Genomic DNA, 24,810 nt, shown 5'->3' on the forward strand with positions numbered 1-24,810 from the left:
GGGCGAGTAACCGTTTACGCACGCGTCCCCGTGAGACGCGCCGGGGGCTCTCAGCCGTCGAGCATGTCGGCGGTGAGGACCGCCTCGGTGTCCGGGATGCCGTCGTCCTGGGCCTTCTTGTCGGCCATCGCGAGCAGGCGGCGGATGCGCCCGGCGACCGCGTCCTTGGTCATGACCGGCTGGGCCAGCTGGCCGAGCTCCTCGAGGGAGGCCTGCTTGTGCTGCAGCCGCAGCTCGCCGGCCTCGCGCAGGTGCTCGGGCACCTCCTCGCCGAGGATCTCCAGGGCCCGCTCGACGCGCGCGCCGGCGGCGACGGCCGCCCGGGCCGAGCGCCGCAGGTTGGCGTCGTCGAAGTTGGCCAGGCGGTTGGCCGTCGCCCGGACCTCGCGCCGGATGCGGCGCTCCTCCCAGGCGAGGACGGCGTCGTGCGCGCCGAGCCGCGTGAGCATCGCCCCGATGGCGTCGCCGTCGCGGATGACGACGCGGTCGACGCCCCGGACCTCGCGGGCCTTGGACTGGATGCCGAGCCGGCGCGCGGCGCCGACGAGGGCGAGGGCGGCCTCGGGGCCGGGGCAGGTGACCTCGAGGGCCGAGGAGCGACCGGGCTCGGTCAGCGAGCCGTGGGCGAGGAACGCGCCGCGCCACGCGGCCTCGGCGTCGCACACCGAGCCGCTGACGACCTTGGCCGGCAGCCCCCGCACCGGGCGGCCGCGGCTGTCGATGAGGCCGGTCTGGCGGGCCAGCGCCTCGCCGTCCTGGACGACCCGGACGACGTAGCGGCTGCCCTTGCGCAGCCCCCCGGCCGCGAGGACGAGGACCTCCGGGGTGTGCCCGTACACCTCGGCGAGCTCACGTCGCAGGCGTCGCGCGGCGCTCGCGGTGTCGAGCTCGGCCTCGACGACGATGCGCCCCCCGATGATGTGCAGGCCACCGGCGAACCGCAGCATCGCCGCGACCTCGGCCTTGCGGCAACAGGGCTTGGTCACGACGTGCCTGCTCAGCTCGTCCTTCACCTTCGCCGTCATCGCCATAGCGAGCCATCCTGCCACGCGTCAGTGGCCGGGTCGCGGGGTGTACAGGATGTCCCGCAGCGCGGCCGCGAACCGGAGCGGGTCGTGCTCGCCGGCGTGCTGCGCCCGGGCCACCGCGGTGACGTGCAGCTGCGCGCCGAGCCGGGCCGCGGCGGCCTCGAGGGCCTCGCGGTCCTCGACGGCGGCGGGGTCGACGAGGACGCCGTCGAGGCGCAGCCCGGGCGCCAGCGCCGCGAACGAGCCGAGGAGGCGCACGGCGTCGAAGCCGGCCGTCTCGCCCGAGCCGGGGTCGAGGTTGAGGACGAGCAGCCGCCGGGCGCGCGTGACCCGCAGGGCCTCCTCGAGGTCGGGCACGAGGAGGTGGGTCATGACCGAGGTGAACCACGAGCCCGGCCCGAGGACGACCCAGTCGGCGCTGCGGATCGCGGCGACGGACTCGGGGTACGCGGGCGGGTCGGACGGCACGAGGCGGATGCCCTCGACCTGGCCGCGGGTGCGGGCCACCTGGGCCTGACCACGGATCGTGGTGCGCGAGAAGGGATCCCGCGGGTCGAGGCCGGTGACGTCGGCCTCGATGGCCAGGGGGACGGCGGCCATCGGCAGCACCCGGCCGCGCGCCTGGAGGAGGCGTCCGACGAGGTCGAGCCCGGCGACGGGGTCCTCGTGCAGCTCCCAGAGGGCGACGATGAGCAGGTTGCCCAGCGCGTGCCCGCCGAGCGGCCCGTCGCCGGCGAACCGGTGCTGGAGGACGTCGCGCCAGGTGTGGCCCCACTCGGTGTCGCTGCACAGGGCCGCGAGGGCCATCCGCAGGTCGCCGGGAGGCAGCACGCCGAACTCGTCGCGCAGCCGGCCGCTCGAGCCGCCGTCGTCGGCGACCGTGACGACCGCCGTCACCTCGTCGGTGACGAAGCGCAGGGCGGTGAGGGTCGCCGCCAGGCCGTGGCCGCCGCCGAGGGCGGTGACGACCGGGCCGCTCACTCGCGCCCCAGGTCGCGGTGGACCACGAAGGTCGCGACGTCGGGCCCGCCGAGCCGGCGCGAGAGGGCCTCGGCCACCGCGACCGAGCGGTGCTTGCCCCCGGTGCAGCCCACGGCGACGGTCGCGTAGCGCCGACCCTCGCGGCGGTACCCGTCGGTGACCGGCTCCATGAGCGAGACGACCCGCTCGACGAACGACGAGGCGCCGGCCTGCGACATCACGTAGTCGGCGACGGGCTCGTCGACGCCGGTCAGCGGGCGCAGCTCCGGCACCCAGAACGGGTTGGGCAGGAAGCGCATGTCGAAGACGAAGTCGGCGTCGAGGGGGACGCCGTACTTGAAGCCGAAGGACATGACGGCCAGGCGCAGCGACGGCCCGCCGCTCACGCCGACGATCGGGGTCAGCTTGCGCGCCAGCTGGTGCACGTTGAGGCCGGAGGTGTCGATGACGACGTGGGCGTCGGCGCGCAGGTCGCGCAGCAGCTCGCGCTCGGTCTGGATGCCGTCGAGCAGCCGGCCCTCCCCCTGGAGGGGGTGCGGGCGCCGGACGCTCTCGAAGCGGCGCACGAGGGCCTCGTCGGTGGCGTCGAGGAACATCAGCTGCGGGTGCCAGCCGTGCTCGCGCACCGCGGCGATGCCGTCGCGCAGCTCGGAGCTGAACGGGCGGGCGCGCACGTCGACGACGGCGGCGATGCGCAGGTCACCGGCGCCCTCGTCGCGGGCCCGGCCGGCGAGCACCGCCATCGCGGGGATGAGCTGCGGGGGGAGGTTGTCGACGACGTACCACCCGTGGTCCTCGAGGACGTTGGCGGCGGTCGAGCGGCCTGCGCCGCTCATCCCGCTGACGACGAGGAAGTCCGCCCGCCCGTTCGACCCCGACGCCGGTGCGTCAGCCACTGGATGCTCCGTCCTGCTCGACGACCTCGCCCGTCATCGGGTCGATGGCCGGCATGTCCTGCTCGGTCGAGCCCAACTCTGCCGCAACCACGGCCGCCAGCGCAGGCCCGATGCCCGGCACGTCGGCCAGCTCCTCGAGGGTGGCGGCGCGGATCTTCTTGACCGACCCGAAGCGCTTGAGCAGTGCCTGGCGCCGCTTCTCGCCGAGCCCGGCGATGCCGTCGAGCGCGCTCTGCGTCATCGCCTTCGAGCGCCGCTGGCGGTGGAAGGTGATCGCGAACCGGTGCGCCTCGTCGCGCAGCCGCTGGAGCAGGTAGAGCCCCTCGCTCGTGCGCGGCAGGATGACGGGGTACTCCTCCCCCGGCACCCAGACCTCCTCGAGGCGCTTGGCGAGACCCACGACGGCGACGTCGACCGCCCCCGCGTCCTCGAGGGCACGCGCGGCCGCGTTGACCTGCGGCAGACCGCCGTCGACGACGACGAGGTTCGGGGTGTAGGCGAAGCGTGCCGGCCGCTCACGGCCCTCGGCGACCTCGGCCTCGCGCTCCTCGGCCTCCTTGCGCCCGCGGCGGAAGCGGCGGGTGAGGACCTCGTGCATGGCGGCCGTGTCGTCGGTGGCGCCCGTCTCGTCGCCGCGGACGATGAAGCGCCGGTACTCGGACTTGCGGGGCAGACCGTCCTCGAAGACGACCATCGAGCCGACGACCTGGGTGCCCTGGACGTGGCTGATGTCGTAGCACTCGATGCGCAGCGGGGCGTCCTCGAGGTCGAGGACCTCCTGGAGCTGCTGGAGCGCCTGGCTGCGCGTCGTGAGGTCGCCGGCCCGCGTCACCTTGTGCCGCGCGAGGCTCTGGGACGCGTTGCGCGCCACCGTCTCCATGAGGGTCCGCTTGTCGCCGCGCTGCGGGACGCGCAGGTCGACCCGGCTGCCGCGCAGGCCGGCGAGCCACGCCGCGAGGGCCTCGTCGTCGTCCGGCAGGACCGGCACGAGGACCTCGCGCGGCACGCCCTCGCCGGACTCGCCGCCGTACACCTGCTGGAGCAGGTGCTCGACGACCTCGGGGGTGGTCTCGGCGTCGCGCTCCGCCACCCAGCCGCGCTGGCCGCGCACGCGACCGCCCCGGACGTGGAAGAGCTGGACCGCGACCTCGAGCTCGTCCTCGGCGAGGGCGAACACGTCGGCGTCGGTGGCGTCGGGCAGGACGACCGCCGACTTCTCGAGCACGCGCTCGAGGGCGCCGATGTCGTCGCGCAGCCGGGCGGCCCGCTCGAAGTCGAGCTCGGCGGCGGCGGCCTTCATCTCCCGGGTGAGCCGCGACATGAACCGGCCGCTGTTGCCGGCCATGAAGTCGCAGAAGTCCTCGGCGATCTCGCGGTGGCGCGCGGCGTCGACGCGGCCGACGCAGGGGGCGCTGCACTTGTCGATGTAGCCGAGCAGGCACGGCCGCCCGACCTGCTCCGCGCGCCGGAAGACCCCCGACGAGCAGGTGCGCATCGGGAAGACGCGCATCGCGAGGTCGAGCGTCTCGCGGATGGCCCAGGCGTGCGCGTAGGGCCCGAAGTAGCGCGTGCCCTTCTTCTTCGCGCCGCGGACGACGAGCGCGCGGGGGTACTCGTCGGCCATCGTCACGGCGAGGTAGGGGTAGGACTTGTCGTCGCGGTACTTGACGTTGAACCGCGGGTCGAACTCCTTGATCCAGGAGTACTCGAGCTGGAGCGCCTCGACCTCGGTGCCGACGACGGTCCACTCGACGCTCGCGCCGGTGCGCACCATCGTCTGGGTGCGCGGGTGGAGCGCGGCGACGTCCTGGAAGTACGAGGAGAGCCGCTGGCGCAGCGACTTGGCCTTGCCGACGTAGATGACGCGCCCCTCGCGGTCACGGAAGCGGTACACGCCCGGGTCCGTCGGGATCTCACCCGGCCGGGGGCGGTACGTCGAGGGGTCGGCCACGCGACAACCCTAAGCCGCTCCCCCGACACGCCCGACGGGCGTGTCGGGGGCGGGTGCGCTCAGGAGACGGTGAGGCCGTCGCCGCTGACCGTCACGGACTTCTCGGGCAGCGGCTTGGTGGCCGGGCCCTGCTTGACGGCACCGGTCGCCGCGTCGAACTGGCTGCCGTGGCAGGGGCAGGTGATGATGCCGTCCGCGACGCCGCCGACCTGGCAGCCCTGGTGGGTGCAGACCGACGAGAACGCCTTGAACTCGCCCTGGGTCGGCTGCGTGACGACCGTCGAGATCGACTCGAAGACCTTGCCGCCGCCGACGGGGATCTCGGCCGCCTTGATGGCCTGGGACACGGCCGAGCTCGCCGCGCTCGCCGCGGAGCTCGCGGCGCCGGCCGCCTGCTGGACGTCGTCGGAGCCGCAGGCGGCGAGGGACCCGGCGCCGACGACGGCGGCGCCCACGGCGCCGGCCGTGCGGAAGGACTGGCGACGGGTGACGCACGAGCAGCCGGAGCCGCAGGCGGTGCTCGACGCGGTGCTGGACGGGGTGGGGCTGTCGATGCTCATCGGGCGGTCCCTCTCGGCCGGGTGGGTGTCACTCGGCAGTATCCATGTCGACGCTGGACGGCGCCTGTGGACCTTCGTCCACTGTCCGTCGGTGCCGTCCACCTGCTGGATCCGCAGGTAACAACTCGGCACCACAACCAAGAAGGTCCTCGGCAAATCCGCCGATCACGGCTACATTCCGTCAGGTCCGCGTCGGCGGGCAGGAGCATCCGCTCACCAGACCAGATCCCCAGGAGGAACTGTGCCTCAGCGTTCCGTGGTTGCCGTTGGCGCCTCGCTGCTCGTGGCCTCGCTCGCGCTCACCGGTTGCGGCACGCGTGGCGGCGACGACGGCGGCAGCGACACCGGCAACGGCTCCGGCGACAAGAAGGTCGCCAAGATCGGCGTCATCGCGCCGCTCTCCGGTGACCTCGCCGCCCTCGGCAAGGGCATCGAGCACTCGGTCGACCTCGCCATCAAGCAGGCCAACGAGTCCAACGCCATCCCGGGCTGGACGCTCGAGCTCGCGGCCGAGGACGACCAGGCCACGCCCGACGTCGGCAAGAACGCCGCGACGAAGCTCGCGTCCGACAACGAGGTCGTCGGTGTCGTCGGCACGCTCAACAGCTCGGTGGCGCAGAGCGTCCAGCCGGTGCTCGCGACGGCCAACATCACGATGGTCTCGCCGGCCAACACCAACCCGTCGCTCACCCAGGGCGCCGACTTCGCGACCGCCCCCAAGCGGACCTACCCGAACTACTTCCGCACCTGCACGACCGACTCGATCCAGGGCCCGTTCGCGGCGCGCTACCTCTTCGAGAAGGCCGGCATCAAGGAGGTCGCGACGGTCCACGACAAGAAGACCTACGGCCAGGGCCTCGTCGACGCCTTCAGCCAGGAGTTCACCAAGCTCGGCGGCAAGATCGTCGCGGCCGAGACGATCAACCCCGACGACGACAAGTACGACGCCGTCGTCAGCAAGATCAAGCCGAGCAACCCGAAGGCCGTCTACTACGGCGGGGAGTTCCCCCAGGGTGGCCCGTTCTCGCAGCAGATGAAGGCCGCCGGCCTCAACGTCCCGCTCATGGGTGGCGACGGCATCTACTCCGGTGAGTTCATCAAGCTGGCCGGCAACACCGCCACCGGCGACCTCGCCACCTCGGTCGGCGCCCCGACCGACCAGCTCGAGTCGGCCAAGGCGTTCGTCCAGGCCTACAACGCGGGCGGCTACGCCGAGCCCTACGAGGCCTACGGCGCGTACGCGTACGACGCCGCGAACTCCATCATCAACGCGCTCAAGACCTCCCTCGCCAGCGCGGCCTCGGCCGACGCCGCCCGCCAGGGCACGGTCCAGGCGATGAGCAGCGTCTCCTTCGACGGCGTGACCGGCAAGGTCGCGTTCGACGAGTACGGCGACACCACGTCCAAGGTCCTCACCGTCTACGCGGTCAAGGACGGCGCGTGGGCCCCCGTGAACACGGAGGAGTTCAAGTAAGCCGCTCCTGACGACCTCGTCATGAGCACCCCGACGGCGGGGGTGGTCGAGCAGACCACCCCCGCCGTCCGTGTCCGGACCCGGCCGCCGAGCGTCGGCCCACGCCCCGTGTGGCGTCTGTGCGTGACCCACGTCACCCGCTACTCTCCCCCCAGCCCACCCGCACGTCACGCCTAGGAGGTCGTGGTGGAACTTGCCCAGCAGCTCGTCAACGGGCTGACCCTGGGATCGCTGTACGCCCTGATCGCGGTCGGATACACGGTCGTCTACGGGATCATCCAGCTGATCAACTTCGCCCACGGCGAGATCTTCATGGTCGGCGCGTTCGGCGCCCTCAGCACCGCGCTCCTCTTCTTCCGCAGCTACGTCGACGGCGGCGAGATGCTCCCCTTCTGGGCGCTCCCCGTCCTCATCGTCGGTGCGGTCGCCGCGTCGGTGGCCATCGCGGTCCTCATGGAGCGCATCGCCTACCGGCCGCTGCGCAACGCGCCGCGGCTCGCCCCGCTCATCACGGCCATCGGCATCTCGGTCTTCCTCCAGGAGGCCGTCCGCCTCCTCTACGGCAAGATCCCGAGCTTCCCCGACGCCAAGCAGAAGGTCCCCTTCCCCCAGATCGAGGTCGTCAGCGGCCCCGCGTTCAACTGGGGCGGCGTGACGGTCCAGCGCTCGACGATCTTCACCGTCGGCGCCCTCGTCATCTGCGCGGCGGGGCTCTTCTACTTCGTCTCGCGCACCAAGACCGGTCGTGCGATGCAGGCCGTCTCGCAGGACCCCGACACCGCCCGGCTCATGGGCATCAACGTCGACCGCATCATCGTCGTCGCCTTCGTCATCGGCGCCACGCTCGCGGCCATCGCCGGCATCGCGCAGGGCCTGCAGGTCACGAACATCAACTTCAAGATGGGCTTCCTCGCGGGGCTCAAGGCCTTCACCGCCGCCGTCCTCGGCGGCATCGGCAACGTCTGGGGCGCCGTCATCGGCGGTCTCACCCTGGGCCTGGTCGAGGCGCTGGCCGTCCAGTTCATCCCCGGCACCTTCGGCGGCAGCCCGTGGAAGGACGTGTGGGCGTTCGCGCTCCTCATCCTCGTCCTCGTCTTCCGACCGCAGGGCCTCCTCGGCGCAAAGGTGGTGGACCGCGCATGAGCACCGTGACGCACTCCCCCGACCAGACCGACCCCGAGCTCACGCGCCTGGACCGGCTGCGTCAGCAGCACGGCGGCCGGGCGGCGATCCTCGCGGTCGTCGGCGGCGCGCTGCTCCTCGTGAGCGGCCTGCTCTCGTGGTCGTACGACAACCGGATCCTCGACGACGTCAGCGTCCGGTTCTACCCGCTCGGCATCCAGCTCTACGCGATGCTCCTCGGCATCGTCGCGCTCGCCCTCGGCGTGCTCCTGTTCCGCCGGCCGGGGTGGCTCAACCCGGGCCGCGGGCTGCGGGCCGTCGGCTGGGGCTCGGTGGTGTTCGCCCTCGCGGGCATCATCGCCGTCGCCTACCAGGCGGGCGGGCTCGTCAACGTCAACGAGGGCGGCTGGGTCGGCCTCGTCGGCGCGGCGCTCGTCCTCGCGGGCGGGCTGCTCGCGCCGCACGTCGACCTCGACGTGCACACCTGGCCGCGGCTGCCCTCCTGGGCCGAGATCCTCGTCATCGTCGTCATGCTCGGGCTGCTGCTCTTCGCGACGGCCTACACGCTCAACGTCGAGGACCCGGCCACCTTCGGCTGCCTGCTCGTCGCCCTGCTCACCGTGGCGGTCGGCCTCGTGGGCAGCGGGTTCGGCGAGTACCTCGGGTTCGTCGGGCAGAACAACCGGCGCCCGCTCCTGCTCGCGGCCTTCCTCGTCGCGTTCCTCTTCCCGTTCACCCAGGACGGGTCGGACGCGAACATGTCGATCGCCACGCAGATCCTCATCTTCGCGGCGACCGCGCTCGGCCTCAACATCGTCGTCGGCCTCGCGGGCCTGCTCGACCTGGGCTACATCGCCTTCCTCGGCACCGGCGCCTACGTCGGCGCGATGCTCTCGAAGTCGGCGTTCGCCACGATCGGGTGGAACCCGCCCTTCCTCGTCGTCATGCTCCTCGGGATGCTCGTCGCGTCGATCTTCGGCCTGATCATCGGCTCCCCGACGCTGCGGGTCTCGGGCGACTACCTCGCCATCGTCACGCTCGGCTTCGGCGAGATCTTCCGCCTGGCGATGTTCAACCTCGACGGCAACAACGGCCCCGACCTGACCAACGGCCCGAACGGCATCCCCGGCATCCCGGACCTCAACTTCTTCGGGTTCGACTTCGGCCAGACGCACACGATCGCGGGCATCCCGCTCGGCCGGTTCAGCAACTACTACTTCCTGCTGCTCCTGCTCATCGCGTTCGTCATCCTCGTCTTCACCCGGCTCAACGACAGCCGGATCGGGCGCGGCTGGGTCGCCATCCGCGAGGACGAGCGCGCGGCCGAGGCCATGGGCGTCAACGTCTTCGGGCTCAAGCTCCTCGCCTTCGCGGTGGGTGCCTCGCTCGCCGGCCTCGCCGGGACGATCAAGGCGCACCAGGACACCTCGGTGACGCCCGACCAGTACATCTTCCTCGAGTCGGCGTTCCTCCTCGCCGCTGTCGTCCTCGGCGGCATGGGCACGGTGGCCGGCGTCCTCGTCGGCGCCACCGTCCTCAAGCTGCTGCCCGAGAAGGCCCGCGTCGTCAACGACTACCGGCTGCTCATCTTCGGCCTGCTGCTCGTCGTCATGATGCGCTTCCGGCCGGAGGGTCTCGTCGCGAGCAAACGACGGCAGCTGGAGTTCCACGAGGACGACGAGGAGCTCGCCGAGATCGTGCAGTCCGAACACCTGGAGGAGGCGAAGTGACCGTCACCGACCCCGCGCCGAGCGGGCACACGATCGGGGACCGCGTCGTCCTCGAGGCCGAGCACGTGACGATGCGCTTCGGCGGCCTCACCGCCGTCGGCGACGTCAGCATGAAGGTCCACGACGGCGAGATCGTCGGGCTCATCGGCCCGAACGGCGCCGGCAAGACGACCTTCTTCAACTGCCTCACCGGGATGTACATCCCGACCGAGGGTCGCGTGACCCTCGGCGGTGAGCAGCTGCCGCCGAAGCCGCTCAAGGTCGTCCGCGCCGGCATGGCCCGGACCTTCCAGAACATCCGGCTCTTCGGCAACATGACGGCGCTCGAGAACGTCATGGTCGGGCGCTACTGCCGGACCTCGTCGATGGCGCTGACCTCCATCCTCCGCGGGCCGAAGTTCCGGCGCGAGGAGGAGGCGACCCGGCTGCGGGCGCAGGAGCTGCTCGACTACGTCGGGCTCGGGAGGTCGACCGAGATCCTCGCGCGCAACCTCCCCTACGGCGACCAGCGCCGGCTGGAGATCGCGCGGGCCCTCGCGACGGACCCGCAGATCCTGCTCCTCGACGAGCCGACCGCGGGCATGAACCCCAAGGAGACCGAGGAGACGATGCACCTGATCTTCAAGATCAGGGACAGCGGGCTCGCGGTCGTCGTCATCGAGCACGACATGCGGTTCATCTTCAACCTCTGCGACCGGGTGCTCTGCCTGGTCCGCGGGCAGGTCCTCGTCGAGGGCTCCCCCGGCGAGGTGCAGTCCGACCCCCGCGTCATCGAGGCCTACATCGGCGGCGACGACACCGACGAGGACGAGGAGGAGAGCGCGTGAGCGCCATGCTGGAGGTCAAGGACCTCGTCGTGTCCTACGGCAAGATCAAGGCCGTCAAGGGCATCTCGTTCACCGTCGACCAGGGCGAGGTCGTCTCGCTCATCGGCACCAACGGCGCGGGCAAGACGACGACGCTCAAGACGATCTCGGGCCTGCTGCGCCCGGTCTCGGGCTCGATCATGTTCGACGGTCGCGACCTGACCAAGGTCGCCCCGCACGAGATCGTCTCGCTGGGCCTGGCGCACTCCCCCGAGGGTCGGCGGATCTTCCCCAAGCTGAGCGTCGAGGAGAACCTGCTGCTCGGGGCGTTCTCGCGCAAGGACAAGGGGATCCGCGAGGACCTCGCGGCCGCGTACGAGCTCTTCCCCATCCTCGAGGAGCGGCGGGTGCAGCCGGCCGGCACGTTCTCGGGCGGTGAGCAGCAGATGCTCGCGATGGGCCGGGCGATGATGAGTCGCCCGAAGATGCTCATGCTCGACGAGCCGTCGATGGGTCTCTCGCCGCTCATGATGAAGAAGATCATGACGACGGTGACGACCCTCCAGCAGCAGGGCACGACCATCCTCCTCGTCGAGCAGAACGCCCAGGCGGCGCTCAAGCGCGCGACGAAGGGCTACGTCCTCGAGGTCGGCACCATCGTGCTGTCCGGCACCGGCAAGGAGCTCCTCGAGAGCGACGACGTCCGCAAGGCCTACCTCGGAGAAGACTGACCGACGACCGACGAGAACATGCCGTGCAGGCCTCGACCTGCACGGCATGTTCTCGTCGGTCGACCGGTGGGCCGGCCCGCCTAGGGTGGGCCGATGACGACCTTCCGGCACGACGAGACCGCGCGAACGGTCGCTCGCCTGGCCTACCGCACCCTCGAGCCCTACCACCTCGCCGCGTACTTCGGCCCGCACGTCGACGCCGCCCGCGAGGAGCTCGGCGTCGGGTGGCTGGGGGGCTACACCGGGATGCGCGCCGCCCCGCTCGGCGCGGTCCCGGGCCGGGTGGTCGCAGCGACGTTCTTCGGCTTCCGGCCGCAGGCGGTGGCCAAGGCCTGGGGCCTGGCGCTCGGGCGGCACACCCCGTCCGGGCTCGACGAAGTGCGGACCCGCTGCCTCGACGCCGGGCTGCGCTCCGCGCTGGGAGGGGACGTCGGCTCCCCCGCGGTGACCGAGCTCGTCGGCCGGCTGCGTCCCGTGCTCGACCGGCTCGACCACGGCGGTCGACCGCTCGCTGCCGCCTTCGCCGCCCAGGACTGGCCGGACGCCCCGCACCTGGCCCTCTGGCACGCGACCGCCCTCTGGCGCGAGTGGCGCGGCGACGGGCACGTCGCGGCCCTGACCTCGGCCGGGCTGACGCCGCTGGAGTCCCTCGTCCTCTACGACGCCTGGCTGCGCGCGACGAGCCCGGAGCGGGCGGGCCGCGGTCGTGCCTTCCTCCAGCCCACCCGGAAGTGGACCGACGAGGAGTGGGCCGGGGCCGAGGAGTCGCTGGGCACGTCCGGCCTGCTGACGCCGACCCACGAGGGCGGCGCGCCGACGCTGACCGAGGCCGGGCGGCGGCTGCGCGACCACCTCGAGGACGCCACCGACGACGCGTCGGCCGCGGCCTGGGTGGGCGTCGACGACGCCGAGCAGCTGCTGGCGTCGGCCCGCCCCGTGGTGAAGAAGGTCATCGACGCCGGCTGGCTGCCCGGCACCCCCGCTCGCGCCTGACCGCGGGACGGGGGCGGCCGGTCAGCCCGCCTTGCGCGAGGTGGCCTTCCGCGTCGGCTCGCGGCGGGTCGCCGTGCCCTTGGCCGCGGTCTTCTTCGCCGCCGCCTTGGTGGCCGGACGCTTCGCCGCGGACGCCTTCGTCGCGGGGGCTTTCGTCGCGGCGGCGCGCTTCGCGGGCGCCGTCGTCGTGCGGGCGGTCCGGGCGAGGATCGGCGCGAGGAACCGACCGGTGTGCGAGTCCTCGAGCGCGGCGACCTGCTCGGGCGTGCCCTCGGCGATGACCAGCCCGCCGCCGCTGCCGCCTTCGGGCCCGAGGTCGACCAGCCAGTCCGCGGACTTGATGACGTCGAGGTTGTGCTCGATGACGATGACCGTGTTGCCCTTGTCGACGAGGCCCTGGAGCACCTTGAGGAGCTTGCGGATGTCCTCGAAGTGCAGGCCCGTCGTCGGCTCGTCGAGCACGTAGACGGTCCGGCCGGTCGAGCGCTTCTGGAGCTCGGAGGCGAGCTTGACGCGCTGCGCCTCACCGCCGGACAGCGTCGGCGCGGGCTGGCCGAGCCGGACGTAGCCGAGGCCGACCTCGTTGAGCGTGCGCATGTGCCGGGCGATGGCGGGGACCGCGGCGAAGAACTCGGCGGCCTCCTCGATCGGCATGTCGAGCACGTCGCTGATCGACTTGCCCTTGTACTGCACCTCGAGCGTCTCGCGGTTGTACCGGGCGCCGTGGCAGACCTCGCACGGCACGTAGACGTCGGGGAGGAAGTTCATCTCGATCTTGATCGTGCCGTCGCCGGAGCACGCGTCGCAGCGGCCGCCCTTGACGTTGAACGAGAAGCGACCCGGCTGGTAGCCGCGGATCTTGGCCTCCTCGGTCGTCGCGAAGAGCTTGCGCACGTGGTCGAAGACGCCGGTGTACGTGGCCGGGTTCGAGCGCGGGGTGCGGCCGATCGGGCTCTGGTCGACGTGGACGACCTTGTCGAGGTGGTCGAGCCCGGTGACCGACTTGTGCCGGCCCGGCACGTGGCGGGCGCCGTTGAGCTTGTTCGCCATGACGTTGTAGAGGATGTCGTTGACGAGCGTGCTCTTGCCCGAGCCGGAGACGCCGGTGACCGCGACGAGGTTCCCGAGCGGGAACCCGACGGTGACGTTGTCGAGGTTGTGCTCGGTGGCCCCGACGACGACGACCTCGCGGCCCCGCTCCTGCGGGCGGCGCACGGTCGGCGTCGGGATCTCACGGCGGCCGGAGAGGTACTTGCCGGTGATCGAGTCCGGGTGGGTCAGCAGGTCGGCGACCGTGCCCGAGTGGACGACCTCGCCGCCGTGCTCGCCGGCGCCCGGGCCGATGTCGACGACCCAGTCGGCGGTCGCGATGGTGTCCTCGTCGTGCTCGACGACGATGAGCGTGTTGCCGAGGTCGCGCAGCCGGGTCAGTGTCTCGATGAGCCGGTGGTTGTCGCGCTGGTGCAGCCCGATGCTCGGCTCGTCGAGGACGTAGAGGACGCCGACGAGCCCGGAGCCGATCTGCGTCGCGAGGCGGATGCGCTGCGCCTCGCCGCCGGACAGCGTGCCCGCCGGGCGGTCGAGGCTGAGGTACTCCAGCCCGACGTCGAGGAGGAAGCCGAGGCGGGCGTCGATCTCCTTGATGACGCGGGCCGCGATCTGCCGCTCGCGCTCGGTGAAGTCGACGGTCGAGAAGAACTGCGCGGCGTCGCCGATCGCGAGGCGGGAGACGTCGGCGATGGACCGGCCGCCGATGAGCACCGCGAGCGACTCGGGCTTGAGGCGCGCGCCCCGGCAGACCGGGCACGGCACCTCGCGCATGTAGCCCTCGTAGCGCTCCCGGCTCCAGTCGGAGTCGGTCTCGGAGTGCCGGCGCCGGACGAACGGGATGGCCCCCTCGAAGCCGGTCGAGTACGAGCGCTCACGGCCGAACCGGTTGCGGTAGCGGACGTGCACCTTGTGGTTGCGCCCGGTGAGCAGGGAGTCGCGGACCTTCTTCGGCAGCTGCTTCCAGGGCGTGTCCATCGAGAAGCCCATCTCGTCGGCGAGGGCCGACATGACGCGCTGGAAGTAGTCGGCCGCGCCGGACGCCGTGGCCCACGGGGCGATGGCGCCCTGGGCGAGGGTCAGGTCGTCGTCGGGGACGATGAGGTCGGGGTCGACCTCGAGCTCGGTGCCGATGCCGCTGCACTCGGGGCAGGCGCCGAAGGGGCTGTTGAAGGAGAACGAGCGCGGCTCGACCTCGTCCATCGCCAGCGGGTGGTCGTTCGGGCAGGCCATCTTCTCGGAGTAGCGGCGCTCCCGCTCGGGGTGGCCCTCCTCGAGGTCGACGAAGTCGACGACGACCACGCCGCCGGCCAACCCGAGTGCGGTCTCGACGGAGTCGGTGAGCCGGCGCTTGGCCGAGCTGTCGCTGCCCTTGGCGACGAGGCGGTCGACGACGACGTCGATCGTGTGCTTGACCTGCTTCTCGAGCTTGGGCGGGTCGGTGAGGGCGACGACCTCGCCGTCGACGCGGGCCCGGGAGAAGCCCTTGGCCTGGAGCTCGGCGAAGAGGTCGACGTACTCGCCCTTGCGGGCGCGGACGACGGGGGCGAGCAGCTGGAAGCGGGTGCGCTCGGGCAGCTCGAGGAGGCGGTCGACGATCTGCTGCGGGCTCTGCCGGGTGATCGGCTCGCCGCAGACCGGGCAGTGCGGGCGCCCGGCCCGGGCGAAGAGCAGGCGCAGGTAGTCGTAGACCTCGGTGATCGTGCCGACGGTCGAGCGCGGGTTGCGGTTGGTCGACTTCTGGTCGATCGACACCGCGGGCGAGAGGCCCTCGATGAAGTCGACGTCGGGCTTGTCCATCTGGCCGAGGAACTGCCGGGCGTAGGCCGAGAGGGACTCGACGTAGCGCCGCTGCCCCTCGGCGAAGATGGTGTCGAAGGCCAGCGAGGACTTGCCCGACCCCGAGAGGCCGGTGAAGACGACGAGAGCATCCCGGGGGAGCTCGATGCTGACGTCCTTGAGGTTGTGCTCGCGGGCGCCGCGGACGACGAGGTGGTCATGACTCACACCCGCAATGCTAGGTGTCGGGTCCGACAGCCCCCTCATCAGCGTTGGCGGCATCCGGGTTCCGTCCAGCCCCGGCGTCTAGGGTCGGCCGGGTGACCACCCCCATCGCCGAGTACGCCCTCCTCGGGGACACCGAGGGCGCGGCGCTCGTCAGCCGGCACGGCGCGGTCGACTGGCTCTGCCTCCCCCGCTTCGACTCCCCCGCCTGTTTCGCGGCCGTCCTCGGCACCGACGACAACGGCCGGTGGTTCCTCGGGCCGGTCGAGGAGGCGACGGCGACCCGCGCCTACCGCGAGCACAGCTTCGTCCTCGACACCGTCCACGAGACCGCGACCGGCCGCGTCCGTGTGACCGACCTCATGCCGTTCGGCGACGGCCGGGCCGACCTGGTCCGGGTCGTCGAGGGGCTCGAGGGCGAGGTGCCGATGCTCCACGAGTGGGTCGTGCGCACCGGCTACGGCAAGGTCCTGCCCTGGGTCTCGCGGACGCAGGACTGCGACGGCGCCACCGTCATCCGGGCCGTCGCCGGCCCCGACATGCTCGTCCTGCGCGGCGACCGGCTGCCCGAGCCCACCGACCACCACCACCGCGACGAGTTCACCGTGCGCGCCGGCGAGCGGTACGAGTTCGCGATGACCTGGGTGCCGTCGTGGTGCGACGTGCCGGGGGCGCTCGACGTCCCGAGCCGGGTCGAGGAGACCGTCCGCCGCTTCGACGACTGGGCGGCGCGGCACACCCACGAGGGCCCCTACCGCGAGGCCGTGACCCGCTCGCTCCTCGTCCTGCGCCTGCTGACCGACGAGCTGCGCGGCGGCATCGTCGCGGCGCCGACGACGAGCCTGCCCGAGGACGTCGGCGGGGAGCGCAACTGGGACTACCGCTACTGCTGGCTGCGCGACGCCTCGCTCACGCTCGAGGCCCTGCTGGCCTGCGGCTACGTCGAGGAGACCCGGCTGTGGCGCGACTGGCTCGTGCGGGCGGTCGCCGGCGACCCCGCCGACCTCCAGATCATGTACGCCGTCGACGGCAGCCGCGAGCTGCCCGAGCGCACGCTCGACCACCTGCCCGGCTACGCGGGCTCGCGGCCGGTGCGCGTCGGCAACGCGGCGGTCGACCAGCGCCAGAGCGACGTCCTCGGCGAGGTGATGATCTCGCTCGACGAGGCCCGCCGCCTCGGCGTCAGCGAGTCCCACGAGTCCTGGGCGGTGCAGCGGGCGCTCGTCGACGACCTCGCCGACCACTGGGACCAGAGCGACAACGGCCTGTGGGAGATCCGCGGCGAGCCGCAGCACTTCACCCACTCGCGGGTCATGGTGTGGGCGGCCTTCGACCGCGCCGTCCGGGCTGTCGAGGAGGACGGCCATGAAGGGGACGTCGAGCGCTGGCGCACGCTGCGCGACCTCGTCCACGCCGAGGTGCTCGAGAAGGGGTACGACGCCGAGCGCGGCACCTTCACCCAGCACTACGGCACCCGCGAGGTCGACGCCGCCCTCCTGCTCGTGCCGACGGTCGGCTTCCTGCCGCCGGACGACGAGCGGGTGCTCGGCACCATCCGTGCGGTCGAGGAGGACCTCCTGCGCGACGGCTTCGTGCTGCGCTACCGCACCCAGAGCGGCGTCGACGGGCTGAGCGGCGACGAGAACCCCTTCCTCGCGTGCTCCTTCTGGCTCGTCGAGGCCTACGCCCGCTGCGGCCGGGTCGACGAGGCGCACGCGCTGATGGACCGCCTCCTCGCGATCCGCAACGACCTGGGGCTGCTCTCGGAGGAGTACGACCCCGCCACCGGCACGCTGCTGGGCAACTTCCCGCAGGCGTTCTCGCACCTCGCCCTCGTCCGCGCGGCCCTCGCCGTCGCGGAGGCCGACACGGAGGCGGCCCGGCGGTAGCGTCGGCGCCATGACCGGCACCCCGATCGACCCGGGCACGTACCTCGCGGACCACACCGCGCGGCTCGTCGCCACCACGCGCGCCCTGCCCGACGCCGGCGGCGAGAGCCTCTGCGCGGGCTGGACCCGCGGCCACGTCGCGACCCACGTCGCCCGCAACGCCGACGGCCTCGTGCGGCTCGTCCGCTCGGCCGTCGACGGCACCCGCGAGACGATGTACGCGAGCCGGCCCGAGCGCAACGCCGACATCGACGCCGGGGCGGACCGCTCCCCCGCCGAGCTCGCCGACGACCTCGAGGCCACCGCGGCCGCCTACGCCGCCGAGGTGGTGCGGCTGCGGCCGGAGCACGCCGGCCACGCGCTCGAGCGCACACCGGGCGACGTGCGGGGCTCGGCGGCCGACATCCCGATGATGCGGCTGCGCGAGGTGACGTGGCACCACGTCGACCTCGACGCGGGCTTCGGCTTCGGCGACCTCGAGCCCGAGGTGCAGCTGGCCTTCCTCGACGAGGAGGTCGAGCGGCTGCGCACCCTCGACGACGCCCCGGACGTGACCCTGCGCTCCGACGAGGGCGAGGAGTGGACCGTCGGCCTCGGCACCGCCTCGGTCACCGGCACCCGCGCCGCACTGCTCGGATGGCTCGCCCGCGGCCTGACCGACGGCGTCTCCGCCGACCCCCTGCCCCGGCTCCCGGACGGACGATGACGATGACCTACACCGGCGACGTGACCCCCGGCGGCCCGAGCGACGTGCGCGAGCTCGGCCCCGCGACCCTGCGCAAGATGTCCGTCTCGGACATGCACAACAACGTCTACCTCCTCACCTGCACCGCCACCGGCGAGCAGCTGATGGTCGACGCCGCCGACGACGCCGACCGCTGCCTGGCCCTCGTCGCGGAGGGCACCGGGCGGCTCGACCACCTCGTGACGACGCACCAGCACTGGGACCACGTCCGGGCGCTGGAGGACGTCGCCCGCGCCACCGGCGCCCGCACCTACGCCGGCGAGGACGACGCCGACGCGCTGCCCCTGGCGCCCGACGTCCCTCTGCGACAGGGCGACACGCTGCGCGTCGGCGAGCTCGTGCTCGACGTCGTGCACCTGCGGGGCCACACGCCCGGGTCGGTCGCGCTCGCGTGGCGCGCCCCCGACGGCGTGACGCACCTCTTCACCGGCGACACCCTCTTCCCCGGCGGCGTCGGCAACACGAAGAACGAGGGGCAGGACTTCGACTCCCTCTACGCCGACGTCACCGAGCGGCTCTTCGGGGTCTACGACGACGAGACCTGGTTCTACCCCGGGCACGGCGGCGACTCGACGCTCGGCGCCGAGCGACCCCACCTGGACGAGTGGCGCGAGCGCGGATGGTGATGGCTAGCCTGTCGCGGTGACGACCGCCGCCGACCGGGTTCCTGCTCCCCTGCTCGTCCTCGCGGGGGTCGTCTCGGTCCAGTTCGGCGGGGCGCTGGCGCAGACCCTCGTCCCGGTCATCGGCGCGGGCGGGTCGGTCGTCATGCGGCTGCTCTTCGCGACCGCGCTGCTGCTCGTCGTCGTCCGGCCGCGCTGGCGCGGGCACACCCGGCGGGCGTGGGCGACGGTCACGGCCTTCGGCGTCGCGCTCGGCCTCATGAACTACACCTTCTACCAGTCGCTGGCCCACCTGCCGATCGGCGTCGCGGTGACCATCGAGTTCATCGGGCCGCTCACGCTGGCGGCGGTGCTCTCGCGCCGGCTCGTCGACGCGCTCGGCGTGCTCGCCGCTGCCGGGGGCGTCGTCCTCATCTCGGAGGCGCTCCAGGTGCCGTTCGCCGAGCTCGAGTGGACCGGCATCCTCCTGGCGCTGGCCGCCGGCGGGTTCTGGGCGGCGTACATCGTCCTCTCCGGGCGCACCGGGGCCGCCTTCCCGAAGCTCGAGGGGCTGGCGCTGGCCATGGTCGTGGCCACCGTCGTCACGTTGCCGCTCGGCATCACGAGCGTGCCCTCGTGGACCGGCGAGACGCTGCTCAAGGGCCTCGGCATCGCCGTGCTGTCCTCGGTGCTGCCCTACTCGCTCGAGCTGCTGGCGCTGCGCCGGCTGCGCGCGCAGGTCTTCGGTATCCTGCTCAGCCTCGAGCCCGCGGCGGCCGCCGTCGCCGGGCTCATCGTGCTCGGTCAGCGGCTCGCCCCGAGCCAGCTCGTGGGGATGGGGCTCGTCGTCGGGGCGTCGGCCCTCGTCCTCGGGCTCGGCGCCCGCAAGGACCCCGCCGAGGCGCAGGCCGCCTGAGCCGACGCGCCTGCGGGCTCAGTCCTCGACGAGCTCGGGGTGGCGCCGGGTGCGCCAGAGGCTGAGCACGGTGGTGACGCCGAGGATGACGACGATCGCGCCCAGCGAGACGGAGATCGGGATCTCCGGGACCGGGACCGGCTCGCCGCCGTTGATGAAGCCGAGCTCGTTCTCGTGCAGGGCGTGGAGGATGAGCTTGACGCCGATGAAGGCGAGCAGCACCGCGAGGCCGTAGCTGAGGTAGATGAGCTTCTTGAGCAGGCCGCCGATGAGGAAGTACAGCTGCCGCAGACCCATGAGCGCGAAGAGGTTGGCGACGAGGACGAGGTACGGCTCGTCCGTCAGGCCGTAGATCGCGGGGATCGAGTCGAGCGCGAACAGCAGGTCGGTCGTGCCGAGGGCGACGATGACGAAGAAGAGCGGCGTCGCGAGGCGGGCGCCGTTCTGGCGGGTGAACAGCTTGGTGCCGTCGTAGTCCTCGCTCGCCGGGAAGCGCTTGGACATCAGGCGCATGAAGCGGTTCTGCTCGTACTCGTCGTCGTCGGTCTCGCCGCCGCTCGCGAGCTTCCAGGCGGTGTAGACGAGGAACGCGCCGAAGATGTAGAAGACCCAGCTGAACCGGTCGATCGCGGCCGCACCGACCGCGATGAAGATGCCGCGCAGGACGATCGCGATGACGATGCCCACCATGAGGGCGAACTGCTGGTACTTCTCCGGCACCCGGAAGCTCGCCATGATGAGGATGAAGATGAAGAGGTTGTCGACCGAGAGCGAGTACTCGGTCAGCCAGCCGGCGAAGAACTCGCCCGCGAGCTGGCCGCCGGCGGTGAACCACAGGCCGAGCCCGAAGAGGATCGCCGCGCCGACGTAGACCGCGAGGGCCGAGACGAGCTCCTTGGTCGACGGGCGGTGCGGGCGACGGGCGATGACGACGATGTCGAAGGCGAGGACGGCGACGGCGATGCCGATCGTCACCCACCAGACCCAGGGGGCGAGGTCGAGGTCGCTGGTGGCGGCGGGCAGCAGGGCGGGAAGCACCGCGCCAGCGTAACGGTGGGTGGACGCCCCGTTGCGCCACGTCCGCGCGCTCCTAGGCTGACGGTCATGGCCAGCATGCTCGACGACCTCTCCCTGCTGACGAGCCTGCACCGGCAGGTGGTCGAGGAGTCCGGACGCGCGGACCTCCTCGAGCTGACCGACGCGCTCGAGCGGCGCTGCCGCGGCGAGGAGGACGGCGACCCCGCGGCGCTCGTGGCGGCCCTCGACCCCGAGACGACGGCCCGGGTCGCGCGCCTGCTCACGGTGCACCTGCACCTGACCAACCTCGCCGAGGAGCGCCACCGCGCCCGGTCGCTGCGCCGCGAGGACGGCGAGTACGGCGGTGGCAGCGACACCGGCGACATCGGGCCCGCGGTCGCCGCGGCGGGTCCGGACGCGCGGGCGCGCCTGGAGCGGATGCGCATCCACCCGGTGCTCACCGCCCACCCGACCGAGGCGCGTCGGCGGGCGGTGGCCTCCGCGCTGCGCCGCATCGCCGAGCACCTCGACACGCACGCCGACCCCGGCTCGGGCCCCTCGGAGCGGGCGCGCGCCCGGCGCCGGATGCTCGAGGACATCGACATCCTCCAGCGGACGTCGACCCTGCGCATCACCCGCCCGACGCCGGCCGACGAGGTCAAGACCGTGCTCACGGTCTTCCGGCAGTCGCTCATCCACGCCGTGCCGCGCTTCCAGCGGGCGGTCGAGGCGGCCTTCGGCGGCGACGAGCGGCCCTCCGACACGCCGCTGCCGCCGATCGTGCGCTTCGGCTCGTGGGTCGGGGGCGACCGCGACGGCAACCCCTTCGTCACCGCGGAGGTCACCCGCGAGACGGTGCGCGCCCACGCCGACCAGGCGCTCGAGATCCTCCACGACGCCGTCGACCGGGTGGCCCGGATGATCACCGTCGACGAGGAGTCGACGCCCCCGACCGCGCGGCTGCGCGACGCGCTGGCCAACGACGCGGCCGCCCACCCCCGGCTGCTCGCCGAGGTGACCAAGGACTCCCCCAACGAGCCGCACCGCCAGAAGCTGCTCGTCGTCGCCGCGCGGCTCGCCGCGACGCGGGACGAGCGCGCCGGCGTGGCGTACGGCTCCCCGGAGGAGGCGCTCGCCGACCTCGCGCTCGTCCAGGACTCGCTCGTGGCCGCGGGCGACGCGCGCACCGCGCACGGTGAGCTCCAGGACGTCGTGTGGATGGTGCAGACGTTCGGGTTCCACCTCGCGGAGCTCGAGGTGCGCCAGCACTCGGCCGTGCACCGGGCCGCGCTCGTCGAAGCCCTCGGGCTGCTGCCGGACGACGCCCGGCCGGCCGACCCCGAGGCCGCCGCCACGGACCCGGCCCTGCTCGACCGGCTCGCGGTCGAGGGCTGGCCCGAGCTCGTCGGGGCGCCCGGCGACCGGACCCGCGAGGTCCTCGACACGCTGCGCGTCATGGCCTGGCTGCAGCAGCGGTGGGGACGCCGCAGCTGCGGTCGCTACGTCGTCTCGTTCAGCCAGTCGGCGGCCGACCTCGTCGCGGTGCGGGCGCTGGCCCGGCTCGCGGTCGGGACGCGCCCGCTGGCCCTCGACGTCGTGCCGCTCTTCGAGACCGGCGCCGACCTCGACGCCGCGGACCACACCCTCGAGGAGTGGGTGGCGCTGCCGTCGACCGCGACGTGGCTCGAGGGGGTGGAGAAGGAGGTCGAGGTGATGCTCGGCTACTCCGACTCGGCCAAGGACGTCGGTCCGGCGGCCGCCACCCTCGCGCTGCACCGGGCGCAGGTCGGGCTCGTGGCGTGGGCCCGGCGGCACGGGGTCGAGCTGACGCTCTTCCACGGCCGCGGCGGGTCCCTCGGTCGGGGCGGCGGCCCGCTGCACCGGGCCATCGCCGCGCAGCCGACCGGGTCGGTCGACGGGCGCTTCAAGGTGACCGAGCAGGGCGAGGTGATCTTCGCCCGGTACGCCGACGTGCGCATCGCCGAGCAGCACCTCGAGCGGGTGGCGTCCGCGGTGCTGCTGACCGACGCGCCCGACCACGTGGCCGCTCGCGACGAGGCGGCAGGGCGTTTCGACGCCGTCGGTTCGGCTGTGGCGCAGGCCAGCCGGGCGTCCTTCCGGTCACTGGTCGAGCAGCCCGGGTTCGCGGACTTCTTCGCGATGTCGAGCCCCCTCGACCTGCTCGCCGACCTCCGGCTCGGGTCGCGGCCGTCGCGCCGCAGCGGCTCGGAGTCGGGCCGCAGCCTGGACGACCTGCGCGCCATCCCGTGGGTGTTCGCGTGGTCGATGACCCGCGTCAACCTGCCCGGGTGGTACGGGCTCGGCAGCGGGTTGGCCGCGCTGGGCGACCTGCACGAGGCCCGCCAGGCGTACCGCGAGTGGCCGGTCTTCGCGGCGCTCGTCGACGTCGCCGAGATGAGCCTCGCGAAGACCGACGACGACCTCGCCGCCGCGTTCCTCGCCCTCGGTGGCCGGCCGGAGCTCGCGACCCAGGTGCTCGACGAGCTCGCGCTGACGCGGCGGATGGTGCTCGAGCTGCTCGGCCAGTCCGAGATGCTCGAGCGGAAGCCGCACCTGTACACCGCGGTCGGGCTGCGGCGACCCTTCGTCGACATGCTCAGCCACCTCCTCCTGCGGGGGCTCGGCGAGCTACGGGCGACGGGTGAGGGTGAGGGCTCGGAGTGGCACCGCCCGCTGCTGCTCACCGTCAACGGGCTCGCTGCCGGGCTGCAGAACACCGGCTGACGGGGTCCCGCCGGCGCGAGTTCGGTTCGCGTTCATCCGCCTGCGGCACAGTTGTTTTCGTCGTCTACAGGTCGACGTTGACCTTGCCTGTCGAACGCGTGTTCGGTAGGATGAGGCATGGACACCGAGACCCTCTCCCGCCGCGTCGCGGCGCTGCGCCAGGAGTGCGCGCGGCTGGGTCGTGAGCTGGTGGAGGGCGGTCACCGGCTGTCGGCGGACGAGGCGTTCGCGCTCGCCGGTGAGCTGCAGGGGTTGGTGAACGCGGCCGAGGGTGCGACGGTCGTGGCGGGGGCGTGGGGTGCTCGGGTGGAGACGACGGTGCGTTCGGGCTCGTGGGAGCGGGTGCACCCAGTCGGGTTCGTCGACGCGATGGCGGCGACCCGGATGAGCCTTGCGACCGGGCTGACCGAGGGGCTGGCCGGTCGTAAGGCCGCGTTGGGTGCTGCGGTGGGTGAACGGTTCCCCCGGGTGCGTGACCTGCTGGTCGAGGGGGCCGTCGCGGTCGTGGCCGTGCAGAAGGTGCTCGACGCGTGCGCGGGTCTGGACGTGGAGGCGTGCCTGCGGGTGGATGCCGAGCTCGCGCCCCGCCTGGCGCGGATGGACCCGGCCCGCGTTGCCGGCGAGGCCCGCCGGGTGGCGACCCGGGTCGCGGCCGAGCAGGTCGCGGCGCACGTGGCGCTGCGCAGGCGCGGGCGGTGCGTGGAGGTCCGTCCCGGTGAGGACGGCCTGACGGACTGGTTCGCGTCGCTGCCGACGGCCACGTCGAGCGCGATGTGGGCGGCGGTCGAAGCGCTGGCCGGGGACTATCGCGCGTTCGACGACGCCCTGTCCGTGCCGCAGTCCCGCGCGGACGCCCTGACCGACCTGGTTCTGCGCAACGTGACGGTGTCCGCGCAGGTGACTCTCGGGGTCCCGGTGGTCACCGACCGGCCTGCGCCCGATGCGACGCCGGGGACGAGGTTCCGGGTGGACTGGGACGACGACGAGACCCTCGTCGACGCGACCACGGGCGAGATCGTCCGCTACGGCGACCTCGACGCGACCTCCCGGGAGGAGCTGTCGTGGCTGGAGGAGCTCGACGGTGACCTGACGGTGCTGCAGGCGGAGGTCACGCCCGGCTACGCCGTGTCCGGCACGCAGCTCCCCGGCCTGGGGTGGGTCGAGCCCGCGACGCTGGCCAACCTGCTGAGGCTGCTGCCGGTCGAGGTGGCCCGGGCCGTGCTCGAGGCCGACACCGGCACCCTCGCCTCCCTCACCACCGCGGCGTACCGGCCACCCAAGGCGATCGCCGAGTTCGTGAAGACCCGCGACGGGACCGGCCGGATGTGGGGCTGCACCCGCCCCGCCGCACACTGCGACCTCGACCACGTCCGACCCTGGCCCAGTGGCGACACGTCACCGACCAACCTCGCCGCGCTCTGCCGACGCCACCACCGCCTCAAGCAACAAGGCCCCTGGCGACCGACCCTCGCACCCGACGGCACCCTCACCTGGCACGGACCCGACGGCGCCACCCGCACCACAGAACCCCAGCAGCGCCTGTCCGGACAGTCCGGCAGCCCCTAGGGTGCCG

The 24,810-nt window shown here is 72.7% G+C and carries 19 protein-coding genes; 12 read left to right on the forward strand and 7 right to left on the reverse strand.

Features of this window, described 5'->3' with window-relative positions; translation table 11 throughout:
* Nucleotides 1-50: 50 nt before the first annotated feature.
* From whiA to HL663_RS13525, 5 genes are read right to left on the reverse strand one after another with little or no spacing between them, the layout of a single operon-like run.
* Nucleotides 51-1,031, reverse strand: a complete 981-nt coding sequence (whiA, locus tag HL663_RS13505) for a DNA-binding protein WhiA (protein ID WP_173028863.1) — start codon at nt 1,029-1,031, stop codon at nt 51-53.
* A gap of 21 nt (nt 1,032-1,052) precedes the next feature.
* Entirely contained in the window at nt 1,053-2,009 is a 957-nt protein-coding gene (locus HL663_RS13510) for a gluconeogenesis factor YvcK family protein (RefSeq protein WP_173028864.1), read from the reverse strand.
* On the reverse strand, nt 2,006-2,905 hold the full coding sequence (gene rapZ, locus HL663_RS13515) for an RNase adapter RapZ (RefSeq protein ID WP_173028865.1): 900 nt from the start codon (nt 2,903-2,905) through the stop codon (nt 2,006-2,008). Before rapZ ends, HL663_RS13510 begins: the two co-directional genes overlap by 4 nt.
* The gene (gene uvrC, locus HL663_RS13520; protein WP_173028866.1) at nt 2,898-4,856 is read right to left on the reverse strand and encodes an excinuclease ABC subunit UvrC; all 1,959 of its coding nucleotides are present in this window, start codon (nt 4,854-4,856) and stop codon (nt 2,898-2,900) included. The genes rapZ and uvrC overlap by 8 nt, the downstream gene beginning before the upstream one ends.
* 59 nt (nt 4,857-4,915) lie before the next feature.
* Nucleotides 4,916-5,416 carry a Rieske (2Fe-2S) protein gene (locus HL663_RS13525; RefSeq protein WP_173028867.1) on the reverse strand — a complete coding sequence of 167 codons (501 nt, stop codon included), beginning with the start codon at nt 5,414-5,416 and terminating at the stop codon, nt 4,916-4,918.
* A gap of 256 nt (nt 5,417-5,672) precedes the next feature.
* Here HL663_RS13525 and HL663_RS13530 point away from each other — a divergent pair, with 256 nt between their 5' ends.
* From HL663_RS13530 to HL663_RS13555, 6 genes are all read left to right on the forward strand, one after another.
* On the forward strand, nt 5,673-6,890 hold the full coding sequence (locus HL663_RS13530; RefSeq protein WP_286175624.1) for a branched-chain amino acid ABC transporter substrate-binding protein: 1,218 nt from the start codon (nt 5,673-5,675) through the stop codon (nt 6,888-6,890).
* Nucleotides 6,891-7,076: 186 nt separating this feature from the next.
* On the forward strand, nt 7,077-8,033 hold the full coding sequence (locus tag HL663_RS13535) for a branched-chain amino acid ABC transporter permease (protein WP_286175625.1): 957 nt from the start codon (nt 7,077-7,079) through the stop codon (nt 8,031-8,033).
* On the forward strand, nt 8,030-9,742 hold the full coding sequence (locus tag HL663_RS13540; protein ID WP_173028870.1) for a branched-chain amino acid ABC transporter permease: 1,713 nt from the start codon (nt 8,030-8,032) through the stop codon (nt 9,740-9,742). Before HL663_RS13535 ends, HL663_RS13540 begins: the two co-directional genes overlap by 4 nt.
* On the forward strand, nt 9,739-10,569 hold the full coding sequence (locus HL663_RS13545) for an ABC transporter ATP-binding protein (protein ID WP_286175626.1): 831 nt from the start codon (nt 9,739-9,741) through the stop codon (nt 10,567-10,569). The genes HL663_RS13540 and HL663_RS13545 overlap by 4 nt, the downstream gene beginning before the upstream one ends.
* A gap of 5 nt (nt 10,570-10,574) precedes the next feature.
* Nucleotides 10,575-11,279 (forward strand): ABC transporter ATP-binding protein, encoded by a 705-nt coding sequence (locus HL663_RS13550; RefSeq protein ID WP_286176062.1) that lies wholly within the window; start codon nt 10,575-10,577, stop codon nt 11,277-11,279.
* A gap of 93 nt (nt 11,280-11,372) precedes the next feature.
* Nucleotides 11,373-12,272, forward strand: a complete 900-nt coding sequence (locus tag HL663_RS13555; RefSeq protein ID WP_173028872.1) for an SCO6745 family protein — start codon at nt 11,373-11,375, stop codon at nt 12,270-12,272.
* A 21-nt stretch (nt 12,273-12,293) separates the two neighbouring features.
* Here the strand turns inward: HL663_RS13555 and uvrA are convergent, their stop codons facing one another.
* Nucleotides 12,294-15,326: an excinuclease ABC subunit UvrA gene (gene uvrA / locus HL663_RS13560; RefSeq protein ID WP_353654102.1), complete on the reverse strand. Its 3,033-nt coding sequence runs from the start codon at nt 15,324-15,326 to the stop codon at nt 12,294-12,296.
* A 92-nt stretch (nt 15,327-15,418) separates the two neighbouring features.
* On the opposite strand from uvrA, the gene HL663_RS13565 reads away from it, so the two are divergent.
* Genes HL663_RS13565 through HL663_RS13580 form a run of 4 tightly spaced genes read left to right on the forward strand, consistent with a single transcriptional unit; the run spans nt 15,419 to nt 19,475 of the window.
* Entirely contained in the window at nt 15,419-17,212 is a 1,794-nt protein-coding gene (locus HL663_RS13565) for a glycoside hydrolase family 15 protein (RefSeq protein WP_173028873.1), read from the forward strand.
* A gap of 10 nt (nt 17,213-17,222) precedes the next feature.
* Nucleotides 17,223-17,918 (forward strand): maleylpyruvate isomerase family mycothiol-dependent enzyme, encoded by a 696-nt coding sequence (locus tag HL663_RS13570; RefSeq protein ID WP_173028874.1) that lies wholly within the window; start codon nt 17,223-17,225, stop codon nt 17,916-17,918.
* Between the two features lie 2 nt (nt 17,919-17,920).
* A complete protein-coding gene (locus HL663_RS13575; RefSeq protein WP_173028875.1) occupies nt 17,921-18,583 on the forward strand; it encodes an MBL fold metallo-hydrolase in 663 nt (220 codons plus the stop codon).
* 16 nt (nt 18,584-18,599) lie between these two features.
* On the forward strand, nt 18,600-19,475 hold the full coding sequence (locus tag HL663_RS13580; RefSeq protein WP_173028876.1) for an EamA family transporter: 876 nt from the start codon (nt 18,600-18,602) through the stop codon (nt 19,473-19,475).
* Nucleotides 19,476-19,493: 18 nt separating this feature from the next.
* Here HL663_RS13580 and HL663_RS13585 read toward each other — a convergent pair whose 3' ends face one another.
* Nucleotides 19,494-20,513 carry a TerC family protein gene (locus HL663_RS13585; protein WP_286175627.1) on the reverse strand — a complete coding sequence of 340 codons (1,020 nt, stop codon included), beginning with the start codon at nt 20,511-20,513 and terminating at the stop codon, nt 19,494-19,496.
* Nucleotides 20,514-20,579: 66 nt separating this feature from the next.
* Between HL663_RS13585 and HL663_RS13590 the strand changes: the two genes are divergently transcribed.
* Nucleotides 20,580-23,237, forward strand: coding sequence for a phosphoenolpyruvate carboxylase (locus tag HL663_RS13590; protein WP_173028877.1), 2,658 nt, complete (start codon nt 20,580-20,582; stop codon nt 23,235-23,237).
* Nucleotides 23,238-23,354: 117 nt separating this feature from the next.
* Nucleotides 23,355-24,803: an HNH endonuclease signature motif containing protein gene (locus tag HL663_RS13595; RefSeq protein ID WP_173028878.1), complete on the forward strand. Its 1,449-nt coding sequence runs from the start codon at nt 23,355-23,357 to the stop codon at nt 24,801-24,803.
* Nucleotides 24,804-24,810 lie beyond the last annotated feature (7 nt).

Origin of the sequence: Arthrobacter sp. NEB 688, from assembly GCF_013201035.1 — a bacterium.
Classification (GTDB): Bacteria; Actinomycetota; Actinomycetes; order Actinomycetales; family Dermatophilaceae; genus Phycicoccus.